The sequence below is a fragment of the Enterobacter sp. HG048 genome, assembly GCF_024702055.1.
Lineage (GTDB): Bacteria > Pseudomonadota > Gammaproteobacteria > Enterobacterales > Enterobacteriaceae > Enterobacter > Enterobacter dykesii.
The window spans coordinates 111,826-126,751 of record NZ_JANLIZ010000001.1 but is presented as its reverse complement, the minus strand read 5'-3'; the positions used below and the strand labels follow the sequence as shown (position 1 = coordinate 126,751).

The following is a 14,926-nucleotide window of genomic DNA, read 5'->3' as shown; positions in this document are numbered from 1 at the left end:
CGTCTCTGTTATGCTATGGTTATTACATACCATAAGCCCAATGGAGCGAAATATGCGAGTTCTGGTAACAGGTGGTAGCGGTTACATAGGTAGTCATACCTGCGTGCAACTGCTGCAAAACGGTCACGACGTCATCATCCTCGACAACCTGTGCAACAGTAAGCGCAGCGTGCTGCCGGTGATTGAACGTCTTGGCGGTAAACAACCGACTTTCGTGGAAGGCGACATCCGCAACGAAGCGCTGATGACCGAGATCCTTCACGACCACGCCATCGAAGCGGTGATCCACTTTGCGGGTCTGAAAGCGGTCGGTGAATCCGTGGCGAAACCGCTCGAGTATTACGACAACAACGTCAACGGCACCCTGCGTCTCATCTCCGCCATGCGCGCGGCCAACGTCAAAAACTTCATCTTTAGCTCCTCCGCCACCGTCTACGGCGATCAGCCCAAAATCCCTTACGTTGAAAGCTTCCCGACCGGTACGCCGCAAAGCCCGTACGGCAAAAGCAAGCTGATGGTGGAGCAGATCCTGACCGACCTGCAAAAAGCGCAGCCGGAGTGGAGCATCGCCTTACTGCGCTACTTCAACCCGGTCGGCGCGCATCCGTCTGGCGACATGGGTGAAGATCCGCAGGGCATCCCGAACAACCTGATGCCGTATATCGCCCAGGTTGCCGTGGGTCGCCGCGACTCGCTGGCGATTTTTGGCAATGACTATCCGACCGAAGACGGCACCGGCGTGCGCGACTACATCCACGTGATGGATCTGGCCGACGGCCACGTTGCGGCCATGCAGCAGCTGGCCAACAAACCGGGCGTGCATATTTACAACCTCGGCGCCGGTGTCGGCAGCAGCGTGCTGGACGTGGTTAACGCCTTCAGCAAAGCCTGCGGCAAGCCGGTGAACTACCACTTCGCTCCGCGTCGTGATGGCGACCTGCCTGCTTACTGGGCCGATGCCACCAAAGCCGATAAAGAGCTCAACTGGCGTGTGACGCGCACGCTTGATGAAATGGCACAGGATACCTGGCACTGGCAGTCACGCCACCCGCAAGGCTATCCGGACTAAGGATCCGTCATGACGCAATTTAATCCCGTCGATCATCCGCATCGTCGTTTTAACCCGTTAAGCGGGCAATGGATTTTGGTCTCTCCGCATCGCGCCAAGCGCCCCTGGCAGGGGGCGCAGGAGACGCCTGCAAAACAGACGCTGCCACAGCACGACCCGGACTGCTTCCTCTGTCCGGGCAACACGCGCGTCACTGGGGACAAAAACCCGGACTACAAAGGCACCTTCGTGTTCACCAACGATTTTGCCGCCCTGATGACCGACACGCCGGACGCGCCGGAAAGCCACGATCCGCTGATGCGCTGCGAAAGCGCGCGCGGAACCAGCCGTGTGATCTGCTTCTCGCCCGATCACAGCAAAACGCTGCCGGAGCTGAGCGTGGACGCGCTGAAAGAGGTCGTCAGCACCTGGCAGGCGCAAACCGCCGAGCTGGGGCAGAGCTATCCGTGGGTGCAGGTGTTCGAAAACAAAGGCGCGGCCATGGGCTGCTCAAACCCGCACCCGCACGGCCAGATCTGGGCGAACAGCTTCCTGCCTAACGAAGCCGAGCGTGAAGACCGTCTGCAGAAAGCGTATTACGCGGAAAACGGTTCGCCGATGCTGGTGGATTACACCCAGCGCGAGCTGGCCGACGGCAGCCGCACCGTGGTGGAAACCGAACACTGGCTGGCCGTTGTCCCTTACTGGGCCGCCTGGCCGTTTGAAACGCTGCTGCTGCCGAAAGCGCACGTGCAGCGCATCACCGATCTCAGCGACGCGCAGCGCGACGACCTTGCTCTGGCGCTGAAAAAGCTCACCAGCCGTTACGACAACCTGTTCCAGTGCTCCTTCCCGTACTCCATGGGCTGGCACGGCGCCCCGTTTAACGGCGAAGAGAATCAACACTGGCAGCTGCACGCCCATTTCTATCCGCCGCTGCTGCGCTCTGCGACGGTGCGTAAATTTATGGTGGGCTACGAAATGCTGGCGGAAACCCAGCGTGACCTGACGGCGGAACAGGCGGCAGAACGTCTGCGTGCCGTTAGCGACGTCCACTATCGCGAATCAGGAGTCTAAAAAATGAGTCTGAAAGATAAAACACAATCCCTGTTTGCTGAGAAATTTGGCTACCCTGCCACCCACGTTATCCAGGCGCCAGGCCGCGTCAACCTGATCGGTGAACACACCGACTATAACGACGGTTTCGTGCTGCCGTGCGCTATCGATTACCAGACTGTCATCAGCTGTGCGAAGCGCGACGACCGTAAAGTTCGCGTGATTGCGGCAGATTACGGTAATGAGACGGACGAGTTTTCCCTCGATGCCCCGATTGTGACGCACGACAGCCAGCAGTGGTCTAACTACGTGCGCGGGGTGGTGAAACACCTTCAGAAGCGCAACAAGAACTTCGGCGGTGCCGATTTAGTTATCAGCGGCAACGTGCCGCAGGGTGCGGGCTTAAGCTCCTCTGCTTCGCTGGAAGTCGCCGTGGGCACCGTGTTCCAGCAGCTTTATCATATGCCGCTGGACGGCGCGCAAGTAGCCCTGAATGGTCAGGAAGCAGAAAACCAGTTCGTGGGCTGTAACTGCGGCATTATGGACCAGCTGATCTCCGCGCTCGGCAAAAAAGAGCATGCCCTGTTGATTGATTGCCGCTCGCTGGGTACCAAAGCCGTTCCCCTGCCAAAAGGCGCGGCTGTCGTCATCATTAACAGCAACTTTAAGCGCACGCTGGTGGGCAGCGAATACAATACCCGCCGCGAGCAATGCGAAACCGGCGCCCGCTTCTTCCAGCAGCCAGCCCTGCGCGACGTGACGCTCAATGAATTTAACAAAGTGGCGCACGAGCTGGATCCGGTCGTCGCCAAACGCGTTCGTCACGTGCTGACGGAAAATGCCCGTACCGTTGAAGCCGCGTCCGCGCTGGCGAAAGGTGACCTGAAACGCATGGGTGAGCTGATGGCGGAATCTCACGCCTCCATGCGCGATGATTTTGAAATCACCGTTCCGCAGATCGACACCCTGGTGGACATCGTTAAAGCCACCATTGGCGACAAAGGCGGCGTGCGCATGACGGGCGGCGGTTTTGGCGGCTGCATCGTTGCGCTGGTGCCAGAAGAGCTGGTCCCTGCCGTACAGGATGCCGTGGCGAAGCAGTACGAAGCCAAAACAGGCATCAAAGAAACCTTCTATGTTTGCAAAGCATCACAAGGAGCCGGACAGTGCTAAACGAAACACCTACCCTTGCACCGGATGGTCTGCCGTATCGCCTGTTAACCCTGCGCAACAGCGCGGGGATGGTCGTTACGGTGATGGACTGGGGGGCAACCCTTCTTTCTGCCCGCGTACCGATGCCGGACGGCAGCGTGCGCGAGACTCTGCTCGGCTGCGCCTCGCCTGAGCAGTACGTCAATCAGTCCGCCTATCTGGGCGCGTCCGTTGGGCGTTATGCTAACCGCATCGCAAAGAGCCGCTTTGAGCTCGACGGCGTGCAGTACACCCTGCTTCCAAGCCAGGGTGAGAACCAGCTGCACGGCGGACCGGACGGGTTTGATAAACGCCGCTGGAAGATTGTTCGTCAAAACGATGGCGAAGTGCTGTTCTCGCTGGATTCGCCTGATGGCGATCAGGGCTTCCCGGGGAACCTTGTCGCGTCCGCGCGCTTTACGCTGACCGACGACAACCGTATCGCCATCGAATACCGTGCGACGGTCGACAAGCCGTGTCCGGTCAACCTGACCAATCACGCGTATTTCAACCTGGACGGTAGCCAGTGCGACGTGCGTAACCATAAGCTGCAGATCCTGGCGGATGCGTATCTGCCGGTTGACGAGATGGGCATTCCGTATCAGGGCCTCAAAGACGTGAGCGGCACCAGCTTTGACTTCCGCAGCGCGAAGTCCATCGCCCAGGATTTCATGAGCGATGACGATCAGCGTAAGGTAAAAGGCTACGACCACGCTTTCCTGCGGCAGGCCAAAGGCGATGTGGCACAGCCCGCAGCACAGGTCTGGTCTGCGGATGAGAAACTGCAGATGACGGTTTACACCTCTGCCCCTGCCCTGCAGTTCTATTCAGGCAACTACCTCGGCGGCACGACGGCGCGTGAACACGATGAGTACAGCGACTGGCAAGGCCTGGCGCTGGAGAGCGAGTTCCTGCCGGACAGCCCGAACCATCCGGAATGGCCACAGCCGGACTGCGTGCTGCGCCCGGGTGAAGAGTACGTGAGCGTGACGGAATATCATTTTATTCCACATTAATATCCAGCCCTCCCTCCGGAGGGCTTTTTTCTGCGCGCCTTGCTGAAAATAGCGCCGATCGCAGACAAAATCATAACCCTGGATTCACAAGCATCTTACACTCAGAGACTATTTTCGCTATGGTTAGGGTTAAGCGTTGCTGGTGGCACGGCCACGGCAATATAATGAGAATTGTTATCATTCTAAAAATGCTTGAGGAGTAAGAGATGGCTATAACTAAGCTGGTCCTGGTGCGTCACGGCGAAAGCCAGTGGAACAACGAAAACCGCTTTACCGGTTGGTACGACGTTGATCTGTCTGAGAAAGGCGTAAGCGAAGCAAAAGCAGCGGGTAAACTGCTGAAGGAAGAAGGCTTCAGCTTTGATTTTGCTTACACCTCTGTGCTGAAACGTGCCATCCACACCCTGTGGAACGTGCTGGACGAACTGGATCAGGCCTGGCTGCCGGTTGAGAAGTCCTGGAAACTTAACGAACGTCACTACGGTGCGCTGCAGGGCCTGAACAAAGCGGAAACCGCTGAGAAATATGGCGATGAGCAGGTTAAACAGTGGCGTCGCGGCTTCGCAATCACCCCACCAGAGCTGACCAAAGATGACGAGCGCTACCCGGGCCACGATCCGCGTTACGCGAAGCTGACCGACGCTGAGCTGCCAACCACCGAAAGCCTGGCGCTGACCATCGACCGCGTTGTGCCTTACTGGAACGAAACCATTCTGCCACGCCTGAAAAGCGGCGAGCGCGTGATCGTCGCCGCTCACGGTAACTCCCTGCGTGCGCTGGTGAAATACCTGGACAACATGGGTGAAGACGAAATCCTCGAACTGAACATCCCAACCGGCGTACCGCTGGTGTATGAGTTCGACGAAAACTTCAAGCCAATCAAACACTACTATCTGGGTAACGCAGAAGAGATCGCGGCGAAAGCAGCGGCTGTCGCGAACCAGGGTAAAGCGAAGTAATTTTCGCAAGGCATAAAAAAAGCGCGGAGCCTTCCGCGCTTTTTTATTTGTGCCTGAGAATTCAGCCGCGGCGCGCTTTTACCGCATTCGCCAGCTGACGCAGGATGGTGTCGGTATCGTCCCAGCCAATGCAGGCATCGGTGACGCTTTTGCCATACACCAGCGGCTCGCTGCCTTCCAGGTTCTGGTTACCTTCAACCAGATGGCTTTCGATCATCACCCCAATCACTGCCTTCTCACCGCCGGCAATCTGCTGGCAGACGTCTGCACCCACTTCCATCTGCTTTTTAAACTGCTTGCTGGAGTTGGCATGGCTGAAATCGATCATCACCTGCGGTGGCAGCCCGGCTTTTTCCAGCCCGACCTTCACTTCTGCCACGTGTTTCGCGCTGTAGTTCGGCTCTTTGCCGCCGCGCAGAATGATATGGCAGTCACCGTTCCCGCTGGTGTTAACGATGGCGGAATGGCCCCATTTGGTTACGGACAGGAAGCAGTGCGGCGCACCCGCTGCGTTGATGGCGTCGATAGCCACCTTAATGGTGCCGTCAGTGCCGTTTTTGAAACCCACCGGGCAAGAGAGACCGGACGCCAGCTCGCGGTGAACCTGAGATTCAGTCGTGCGCGCACCAATTGCGCCCCAGCTCATCAGGTCTGCCAGGTATTGTGGCGTAATCATGTCCAGGAATTCACCGGCAGCAGGCAGGCCGCTGTCGTTGATCTCCAGCAGCAGCTTGCGCGCAATGCGCAGACCGTCGTTGATCTGGAAGCTGTTATCCATATGCGGATCGTTAATCAGCCCTTTCCAGCCCACGGTGGTGCGCGGTTTTTCAAAATAAACGCGCATGACGATTTCAAGCTCGTCCTTCAGCTCTTCACGCAGAGTGAGCAGACGGGCTGCGTACTCTTTCGCAGCTGCAGGATCGTGAATGGAGCACGGGCCAATCACCACCAGAAGACGATCGTCATTACCTTTCAGGATCTTATGGATCGCTTTACGAGCATGAGAAACCGTGTTTGCGGCATTTTCAGTGGCGGGGAATTTCTCAAGGAGCGCTACAGGAGGTAATAACTCATTGATCTCTTTAATGCGTAAATCGTCGTTCTGATAATTCATCTTCGTTCCAGCTCTGCCATATCTTTAGTAATGAAAGCAATCCTTTCAATCTATCTTGTCGACCAGGAAGTGTAAACACGGTTTTACACTTCACGCAGATAATTCCTGGAATTCGCCTAAAAATCGCCACAAAATAGCGAAAAACGAGATCTAACCTAAGCTTTTTAACTGTAACAACCAATTTTACACGCTTAAACGCGATTCCCTACTGGCGTAAGTCCGTAAGGCGGAATCTTTCGCCTCTGAAAAAGATGCACTGTTGGAGAATGTTATCCAGCGTAACGACAAGAACAGGAGCACCATGATGAAAATGACAAAACTGGCAACCCTCTTCCTGACCGCCACACTCACTCTGGCCAGCGGCAGCGTCCTGGCCGCGGAAACGGGCACATCAGACAGCAACGGCGATGCGAATGCCGCTGCGGCAGCAGGCCAGCCCGCACCTGATGCGAAACAGAATATCGCCCCGAATAATGTCGACAACAGCCAGATCAATACCGGTAATACCAACACCGGCGGCACCATGCTGCATCCCAACGGCAGCGGTTCCGACACCATGAATCATGACAATATGAGTTCGGATGAGGTTCATAAGAACTCAATGTGTAAGGACGGCAAATGCCCTGACCCTAATGACAAAGTAGGAAACGACGCGAATACCAAAACCGATGGCACCACCCAGTAATGGGGATGTTCGGTAAGAAAAAGGAGAGCTCTGGCTCTCCTTTCTTTTTGGAGTAACCTATTAAAAACGCTACACTAAAAACAATAACACATCAGGAAAGCAGACATGGCGCACTCCCATTCCCACTCACCCTCTCCCGGCAACGACAACGCTAAACGACTGATGCTGGCCTTTGGCGTTACCGCAACGTTTATGATTATCGAGGTCATTGGCGGCCTGATTTCCGGCTCTCTGGCGCTACTGGCTGACGCCGGACATATGCTGACCGATGCCGCAGCGCTGCTCTTCGCCCTGCTGGCGGTACAGTTTGCGCGTCGTCCTCCCAATGCGCGCCATACCTTCGGCTGGCTGAGGCTGACAACCCTCGCCGCGTTTGTTAACGCCATTGCGCTGGTGGTCATTACCGTTCTTATCGTCTGGGAGGCCGTACAGCGTTTCAGACACCCGCAGCCGATCGCCGGGGCAACCATGATGGTGATTGCCGTGGCGGGGCTGCTGGCGAATATACTGGCCTTCTGGATTTTGCACCGCGGCAGCGGGGAAAAGAACCTCAACGTACGCGCTGCGGCTCTGCATGTTCTGGGTGATTTGCTCGGCTCAGTCGGGGCGATTGTCGCCGCGCTGGTGATCCTCTACACCGGCTGGACGCCTGTCGATCCTATTCTGTCCGTGCTGGTGTCGTGTCTGGTCTTGCGCAGCGCCTGGCGGCTGCTGAAGGAGAGCGTGAATGAACTGCTTGAAGGGGCACCGTCATCGATGGATATTGACGAGCTGAAGCGCAACCTGCGCCGTTCGGTCCCGGAAGTCCGTAATGTTCATCACGTGCACGTCTGGCTGGTGGGGGAAAAACCGGTCATGACGCTGCACGTCCAGGTGATCCCGCCTCACGACCACGATGCGCTGCTTGAGCGCATCCAGCATTTTCTTGAACATCACTACGAAATTGGCCACGCCACCATCCAGATGGAGTATCAGCCCTGTAACGGGCCGGACTGCCACCTTAACGAGGCACAGTCCGGACATTCACATCAGCATCACCACTAGCTGGAAAGCGCGTGAGAACCTCGCTCACGCGCGCTCTTAATCCACATCCGGCTGCCGTTCAGCGCGATGAAGGTCAGCAGCAGATATTCCAGCGACATCGCATAGACGCCCTGCAGGGCGAAGATCGCCACGCTGATCACGTTGATGATGACCCACAGCAGCCAGTTCTCAACGTATTTACGGGTCATCAGGATCATCGCCGCAATCGACAGCACCATCATGCAGGAATCCCAGAACGGGAAAGCATCCGGCTGGAGCTCGGGCATCGTCACGTTCAGGCCGAAACCTGACATCACCGAAACGGCAACGCGGGTCAGGAACGCAAACACCGGGTTGATATAGACGGTCATTAAGCCAATGGCGACCAGACAGGCGACAAACCAGGCGATGGCTTTCGGCAAGGGCAGCCAGCGGATCTGCAGCTCTGCCTCCTGCTGGCTGTTCTGACGCGACCACGCGTACCAGCCGTAAATATTGGCGGCGAAGAAGAACAGCTGTAAAAGCAGGCTGGCGTACAGCTGGATCTGGAAGAAGATAATCGCAAACAGCGTAACGTTAATCAGCCCGAACGCGTAGTTGCTGATCTTCTCCAGGCTTGCCAGCCAGATACAGAGTAATCCCGCCAGCGTGCCAACGGCCTCAATCCATGACAGGTCATAGCCACCTGCACCAATCGGTATATGAACCAGAATGTTCTGCGTGCTAAAAAAATCCATCTTTTCCCCGGGGCGTTTTGAATTAAGTACGTAGTGTAGCTGCAAAATCCAGCATGCGGTTAAGCGGAATTAACGCACCTTCACGCAGGGCAGCATCCACATGGATTTCATGTGCTGCACCGCCCGTCTCGAGCCCTTCGGCAATGGCCTTCAGGCCGTTCATCGCCATCCACGGGCAGTGCGCACAGCTGCGACACGTTGCGCCCTCACCCGCCGTTGGCGCTTCAAGGAGCTCTTTCTCCGGCACGGCCTGCTGCATCTTGTAGAAGATACCGCGATCGGTCGCCACGATGAGCTGCCTGTTAGGCAGCGTTCTGGCCGCGTTGATAAGCTGGCTGGTTGAGCCCACGGCGTCCGCCATGTCGACAATCGACTGCGGTGATTCAGGGTGAACAAGAATCGCGGCGTCAGGATAAAGTGACTTCATGCGCGCCAGCGCCTGGGTTTTGAATTCGTCGTGCACAATGCAGGCACCCTGCCAGCAGAGAACGTCAGCCCCCGTCTGCTTCTGGACATAATTTCCAAGATGGCGGTCAGGCGCCCAGATGATTTTCTCGCCCAGGCTATCCAGATGTTCAATCAGCTCAACGGCGATGCTGGAGGTGACAACCCAGTCTGCCCGCGCTTTTACCGCCGCAGAGGTGTTGGCGTAAACCACCACGGTCCGGTCAGGGTGGGCGTCGCAGAAGGCCGTGAACTCGTCAATCGGGCAGCCGAGATCCAGGGAACACTCTGCGTTAAGCGTCGGCATCAGAATGGTTTTTTCAGGGCTCAGGATCTTTGCCGTTTCGCCCATAAAACGCACGCCAGCAACCAGCAGCGTGGAAGCGGGATGTTTTGCACCGAAGCGTGCCATCTCCAGTGAGTCAGAAATACAGCCCCCGGTCTCTTCCGCCAGCTGCTGAATTTCCGGATCGGTGTAGTAATGGGCCACCATCACCGCATCGCGCTCTTTGAGAAGACGTTTGATCTTCTCGCGGTAGAACTGCTTTTCGTCCTGGGTCAGCGGGACAGGCTTAGGCGGAAACGGATAGATTGCGGCTTCAGGATCAAACATCACGCTCATTATGGCTTCTCGTTTTACTGGCTTAACAATATTGCCTTTCTTTTGCCTGACATAGCAAAAAGCGTGGCAATTGTGTTTTGTATACTAAACAAGATAGCGAATCTGGAGTGAAAAGTCACCGGGAATAGATGTGCGGAGCATTTGTTGTATCGCAGATAGCAAAAAAGCGCCTTTAGGGCGCTTTTTAACATTGGTGGGTCGTGCAGGATTCGAACCTGCGACCAATTGATTAAAAGTCAACTGCTCTACCAACTGAGCTAACGACCCTTTGCGGGATGTACTTCAAATTTATTCAGGCTGGTGGGTCGTGCAGGATTCGAACCTGCGACCAATTGATTAAAAGTCAACTGCTCTACCAACTGAGCTAACGACCCTTTTGGGTGTTGCCTGAATTATCACTCGGAACCAATAAAATTGGTGGGTCGTGCAGGATGACTCGGCTTCGCCTCGCCCTTCGGGCCGTTGCTAAAGCAACGTTATCCTTCACGTTTAATATCTGAGTAAGACATTAAAATTGGTGGGTCGTGCAGGATTCGAACCTGCGACCAATTGATTAAAAGTCAACTGCTCTACCAACTGAGCTAACGACCCGAGTGGTGGGTGATGACGGGCTCGAACCGCCGACCCCCTCCGTGTAAAGGAGATGCTCTACCAACTGAGCTAATCACCCACTCTGTACTGCTGGTGTGCGTTAAGTGGTGGGTCGTGCAGGATTCGAACCTGCGACCAATTGATTAAAAGTCAACTGCTCTACCAACTGAGCTAACGACCCACTTTTACGCTGTTTTCACGTTGTTTGATATCCCGTGGCAACGGCGGCATATATTACTGATTTAAGAATTCAGCGCAACAAAAATTTCGATGAAGATCACTTAACTGCTTACGAATCATGCTGCACGACCAGAAATAACGCGATTTCTGGTCATGCGATAATCATCCCATCGAATTCAGACGTTTTTGCGCCTGCTTGGCACCTTCGGTACCCGGGAATTTAGAGACCACCTGCTGATAAACCGCTTTGGCTTTCGCAGTGTCGCCTTTGTCCTGCATGATGACGCCCACTTTATACATCGCATCAGGCGCTTTTGGCGATTTCGGGTAATTTTTCACCACTGAGGCAAAATAAAACGCCGCATCGTCCTTTTTACCCTTGTTGTAATTCAGCTGACCGAGCCAGTAATTCGCATTTGGCTGATAAGTGGAATCAGGGTATTTCTTCACAAAGTTCTGAAACGCAGCAAGCGCGTCATCCTGACGAGATTGATCCTGCACCAGGGCAATGGCCGCGTTGTAGTCCGTATTCGCGTCACCGCTCTGCACAGGCGCACCTGTTGAAGCAGAAGAATCTGCAGCCGGAGCTGATGTCGCCGCACCGGTCTGATCGCCCGCGGCTGGCTGTGCTTGTGCTGCTGCACCACCGCTGCTCAGGCTATCCATCTGCAGCAAAATCTGCTTCTGACGTTCCACAACCTGGTTCAACTGATACTGGCTTTCCTGAATCTGGCCGCGGAGAGAGTCAATATCGTTTTGATTATCGGAAAGTTGTTGCTGGAGTTGGGTTAAAAGCTGGCTGTGAGCGTTAGAAATACGCTCGAGTTGAGTGACCCGGTCTTCTACCGAGCCTGAGCCGACACTACTGATTGGTGCCTGAGCAAAAGCGGCCCAAGGGGCCGCTATTCCAACCAGTAACGACAGACTCAACAGATGATGTCTGAAGTTACTGCTCATGCAATTCTCTTAGTAAACCAGTACGGCACGACGGTTTTTGGAGTAAGCCGCTTCGTCGTGACCCAGTACTGCAGGTTTTTCTTTACCGTAAGAAACGATGGAGATCTGGTCAGCAGAAACGCCTTTACCCTGCAGGTACATTTTAACAGCGTTAGCACGACGTTCACCCAGAGAGATGTTGTACTCTGGAGTACCACGTTCGTCCGCGTGACCTTCTACGGTGACTTTGTAAGATGGGTTGCTACGCAGGAAGTTAGCGTGCGCATCCAGCATCGCAGCGAAGTCAGAACGGATGTCGTATTTATCCAGATCGAAGTAAACGATGTTGTTCTGCTGCAGCTGCTGCATCTGAAGACGCGCCTGCTCTTCAGAAGACATGTTGCCATTGCCGTTCGCGTCCATACCGGTACCGGCACCCATCATGCCTTCGCCGCTCTGGTCATTGCTGGCGTTCTTGTTAGAAGAACACGCTGCGATTGCCATTACAGGCAGAGCGATCATCAGCCCCTTCAGCACTTTGTTCAGTTGCATTTCTATGATTCCTTTAGTAATCAATTAATTATTATTTACAGATACGGCGACCAGGCAGGTGATTTAACCTGTCCATCAGTTGCCGGAATACGCGCTTTGAAACGCCCATCTGTAGAAACCAGATTCAGCACAGATCCCATCCCCTGAGAAGAGCTGTAGATTACCATCGTGCCGTTAGGTGCCAGACTTGGCGTTTCATCCAGGAACGTTGACGACAGAACTTGAACGCCACCCGCTACCAGATCTTGTTTGGCAATGTGCTGCTGCCCACCGTTGGAGCTCACCATTACCATAAATTTACCGTCGCTGCTCACGTCTGCGTTCTGGTTCTGCGAACCTTCCCAGGTAATACGCTGCGGAGCACCGCCGTTGATGTTGACTTTGTAAATTTGTGGACGGCCAGCCTGGTCAGAGGTAAACGCCAGGTTTTGACTGTCCGGGAACCATGAAGGTTCGGTGTTGTTGCTGCGACCGTCGGTCACCTGACGAATCTGACCAGAGCCAATGTCCATCACGTACAGGTTCAGGCTACCGGTTTTTGACAGCGCAAACGCCAGTTTAGACCCGTCCGGAGAGAAGGAAGGCGCACCGTTGTGACGTGGGAAAGAGGCCACCTGACGAACAGCACCGTTTGCCAGCGTCTGGATAACCAGCGCTGAACGGCCGCTTTCGAAGGTTACATAGGCCAGTTTAGAACCGTCCGGAGACCAGGCTGGAGACATCAGCGGCTGCGAAGAACGTTTCACCAGGAACTGGTTGTAGCCGTCGTAGTCAGATACGCGCAGCTCATACGGGAACTGACCGCCGTTGGTCTGAACCACATAAGCAATACGGGTACGGAACGCCCCTTTAATGCCGGTCAGTTTTTCAAATACCGCATCACTGGCAGCGTGTGCCGCGTAGCGCAGGTACTGCTTAGTGACCTTGTAAGAGTTCTGTGCCAGAACGGTACCCGGCGCACCGCCGGTATCCACCAGCTGCCAGGCCACGTTGTAAGAGCCGTCCGGGTTAGGCGTAACCTGACCCACAACCACGGCATCAATACCCAGTGCAGACCATGCTGCAGGCTGTACTTCCTGCGCGCTGCCCGGCTGCTGCGGCAGACGAGAACGATCTAACGGGTTGAATTTACCGCTGTTACGCAGGTCAGCCGCCACGATGCCACCGGCATCTTCAGGTGCAGCGCCAGGACCGGCCCACTGGAACGGAACAACACCGATTGGGCGTGCCGAGTCCACCCCCTGGGTGATCTCGATACGTACTTCTGCGTGCAGTACTGCTGCCCACAGCATTAAAAAACTAAATGCTACACGTAATGCCTGCTTCATCATATCTCCCTTATCCGGGTAACCTTACCCACGATAATTTAGCAGAATGTTAACAAACTCAAATAGACAAAACTACCAGAACCCTGTGACTAAACCTGGTCTATTTTTCCCCGTTTGCACGGGGAAAATGTAACTTAAGGTTTGAAGTCCAGCGGCGCATTTTTGAAGACTTCGTAAACTGCCTGAGACGGCGGTTTAGGCATCTTCGCCTGACGCGCTGCAGCCAGGGCCGCAGTACATAAAGCCGGGTCGCCACCTTCAGACTTAATATCCAGCAGCATGCCGTCCGGAGCCAGTTTTATACGCAACGTACACGTTTTACCGGTATAGGAAGACGCATCATAGAATCGGCTTTCAATAGCGGATTTAATCTGCGCGGCATAACCGTTGATTTCAGCCCCTGTCGCACCGTTACTCTTAGTGTTACCACTTCCCGTCGGCGCTGCGTTGTTTCCTTTCGCCCCACCGCCCGTTTTCGGTGCATTCTTACCGGAGCTCAAATCGCCCAGCAGATCGTCAACCCCTGCGGCAGCAGCAGCTTTTTCAGCAGCAGCGGCCTTTTTGGCAGCCGCTTTATCAGCAGCAGCTTTCTTATCGGCAGCGGCCTTCTCAGCTGCAGCTTTCTTATCGGCAGCAGCCTTCTCAGCTGCAGCTTTTTTATCGGAGGCGGCTTTTTCAGCGGCGGCAGCTTTTTCTGCAGCCGCTTTCTCAGCAGCAGCCGCTTTCTTCGCGGCCTCGGCAGCAGCTTTCTTCTCTGCTTCCTGAGCGGCTTTTTTCGCGGCTTCCGCTTCGGCTTTCTTCTGAGCATCAGCAGCGGCTTTCTTCGCGGCTTCCGCTTCAGCTTTCTTCTGGGCATCAGCAGCGGCTTTCTTCGCGGCTTCCGCTTCAGCTTTCTTCTGAGCATCTGCAGCGGCTTTCTTCGCCGCTTCTGCCGCTAATTTCGCCTGGGCATCAGCCTGCGCTTTCGCGTCCGCTGCGGCTTTTGCTGCCGCCTCTTCCGCCTGCTTTTGCTGTTCCTGTGCTTTCTTCGCGGCCTCTTCGGCTTGCTTCTGCTGTTCCGCCTGCTCTTTCGCAGCTTCCTGCGCCTGCAAACGCTCTTTCTCAAGCTGCTTCAGACGCTCCTGCTCTGCGGCCTGCTTTTCACGCAGTTCTTCCGCCTGCTGTTGCGACTGTTTTTCACGCTGCTCTTCAGCCCGTTTGGCACTCGCCTTCTGCTGCTGTTCGCGATTATAGTTCTGTACTACCGCACCGGGATCCACCATCACGGCGTCAATGGAAGACCCTCCACCGCCGCCGGCTGATGCATCAATATGCTCGTCGAACGAACTCCAGATCAGCGCTGCAAAGAGAATCACGTGCAGCACTGCGGAGACGATTATCGCTCGCTTAAGCTTGTCGTTCTGTTCGGTTGCCTTTGACACTATCGGTTCCCAAAAACTACGCG

The 14,926-nt window shown here is 55.3% G+C and carries 14 protein-coding genes and 5 tRNA genes; 7 read left to right on the top strand and 12 right to left on the bottom strand.

Annotation, left to right across the window (positions count from 1 at the left end; translation table 11 throughout):
• Nucleotides 1–52: 52 nt before the first annotated feature.
• From galE to gpmA, 5 genes are all read left to right on the top strand, one after another.
• A complete protein-coding gene (gene galE / locus NUX24_RS00660; protein WP_023334950.1) occupies nt 53–1,069 on the top strand; it encodes a UDP-glucose 4-epimerase GalE in 1,017 nt (338 codons plus the stop codon).
• A gap of 9 nt (nt 1,070–1,078) precedes the next feature.
• Nucleotides 1,079–2,125 carry a galactose-1-phosphate uridylyltransferase gene (galT, locus tag NUX24_RS00655; RefSeq protein ID WP_047650611.1) on the top strand — a complete coding sequence of 349 codons (1,047 nt, stop codon included), beginning with the start codon at nt 1,079–1,081 and terminating at the stop codon, nt 2,123–2,125.
• Between the two features lie 3 nt (nt 2,126–2,128).
• The gene (galK, locus tag NUX24_RS00650; RefSeq protein WP_257829238.1) at nt 2,129–3,277 is read left to right on the top strand and encodes a galactokinase; all 1,149 of its coding nucleotides are present in this window, start codon (nt 2,129–2,131) and stop codon (nt 3,275–3,277) included.
• Nucleotides 3,271–4,311, top strand: a complete 1,041-nt coding sequence (gene galM, locus NUX24_RS00645; RefSeq protein ID WP_257829235.1) for a galactose-1-epimerase — start codon at nt 3,271–3,273, stop codon at nt 4,309–4,311. Before galK ends, galM begins: the two co-directional genes overlap by 7 nt.
• Before the next feature lie 206 nt (nt 4,312–4,517).
• Nucleotides 4,518–5,270 carry a 2,3-diphosphoglycerate-dependent phosphoglycerate mutase gene (gene gpmA / locus NUX24_RS00640; protein WP_033144959.1) on the top strand — a complete coding sequence of 251 codons (753 nt, stop codon included), beginning with the start codon at nt 4,518–4,520 and terminating at the stop codon, nt 5,268–5,270.
• Nucleotides 5,271–5,331: 61 nt separating this feature from the next.
• Here gpmA and aroG read toward each other — a convergent pair whose 3' ends face one another.
• Nucleotides 5,332–6,384: a 3-deoxy-7-phosphoheptulonate synthase AroG gene (gene aroG, locus NUX24_RS00635; protein WP_024908788.1), complete on the bottom strand. Its 1,053-nt coding sequence runs from the start codon at nt 6,382–6,384 to the stop codon at nt 5,332–5,334.
• A gap of 304 nt (nt 6,385–6,688) precedes the next feature.
• On the opposite strand from aroG, the gene NUX24_RS00630 reads away from it, so the two are divergent.
• Together NUX24_RS00630 and zitB are read left to right on the top strand one after the other, a co-directional pair.
• Nucleotides 6,689–7,069, top strand: coding sequence for a protein YbgS (locus NUX24_RS00630; protein ID WP_047650607.1), 381 nt, complete (start codon nt 6,689–6,691; stop codon nt 7,067–7,069).
• 105 nt (nt 7,070–7,174) lie between these two features.
• Nucleotides 7,175–8,113, top strand: coding sequence for a CDF family zinc transporter ZitB (zitB, locus tag NUX24_RS00625; protein ID WP_126328043.1), 939 nt, complete (start codon nt 7,175–7,177; stop codon nt 8,111–8,113).
• Here zitB and pnuC read toward each other — a convergent pair.
• The 11 genes from pnuC to tolA form a co-directional block, all read right to left on the bottom strand.
• Nucleotides 8,110–8,829 (bottom strand): nicotinamide riboside transporter PnuC, encoded by a 720-nt coding sequence (pnuC, locus tag NUX24_RS00620; RefSeq protein ID WP_039261332.1) that lies wholly within the window; start codon nt 8,827–8,829, stop codon nt 8,110–8,112. The two genes, zitB and pnuC, sit on opposite strands and share 4 nt — an antisense overlap.
• Before the next feature lie 22 nt (nt 8,830–8,851).
• A complete protein-coding gene (gene nadA / locus NUX24_RS00615) occupies nt 8,852–9,895 on the bottom strand; it encodes a quinolinate synthase NadA (protein WP_257829226.1) in 1,044 nt (347 codons plus the stop codon).
• Between the two features lie 191 nt (nt 9,896–10,086).
• Nucleotides 10,087–10,162, bottom strand: a tRNA-Lys gene (locus NUX24_RS00610).
• A gap of 31 nt (nt 10,163–10,193) precedes the next feature.
• Nucleotides 10,194–10,269: transfer RNA gene (locus tag NUX24_RS00605), tRNA-Lys, on the bottom strand.
• Between the two features lie 141 nt (nt 10,270–10,410).
• Nucleotides 10,411–10,486 (bottom strand) — tRNA-Lys (locus NUX24_RS00600).
• 3 nt (nt 10,487–10,489) lie between these two features.
• Nucleotides 10,490–10,565, bottom strand: a tRNA-Val gene (locus NUX24_RS00595).
• Between the two features lie 26 nt (nt 10,566–10,591).
• Nucleotides 10,592–10,667, bottom strand: a tRNA-Lys gene (locus NUX24_RS00590).
• Between the two features lie 161 nt (nt 10,668–10,828).
• On the bottom strand, nt 10,829–11,623 hold the full coding sequence (gene cpoB, locus NUX24_RS00585) for a cell division protein CpoB (RefSeq protein ID WP_102789923.1): 795 nt from the start codon (nt 11,621–11,623) through the stop codon (nt 10,829–10,831).
• A 9-nt stretch (nt 11,624–11,632) separates the two neighbouring features.
• Nucleotides 11,633–12,154 (bottom strand): peptidoglycan-associated lipoprotein Pal, encoded by a 522-nt coding sequence (gene pal / locus NUX24_RS00580; RefSeq protein ID WP_003858578.1) that lies wholly within the window; start codon nt 12,152–12,154, stop codon nt 11,633–11,635.
• A gap of 35 nt (nt 12,155–12,189) precedes the next feature.
• The gene (gene tolB / locus NUX24_RS00575) at nt 12,190–13,482 is read right to left on the bottom strand and encodes a Tol-Pal system beta propeller repeat protein TolB (protein WP_013097529.1); all 1,293 of its coding nucleotides are present in this window, start codon (nt 13,480–13,482) and stop codon (nt 12,190–12,192) included.
• Nucleotides 13,483–13,616: 134 nt separating this feature from the next.
• Nucleotides 13,617–14,903 carry a cell envelope integrity protein TolA gene (gene tolA, locus NUX24_RS00570; protein ID WP_257829220.1) on the bottom strand — a complete coding sequence of 429 codons (1,287 nt, stop codon included), beginning with the start codon at nt 14,901–14,903 and terminating at the stop codon, nt 13,617–13,619.
• Nucleotides 14,904–14,926: the final 23 nt, after the last annotated feature.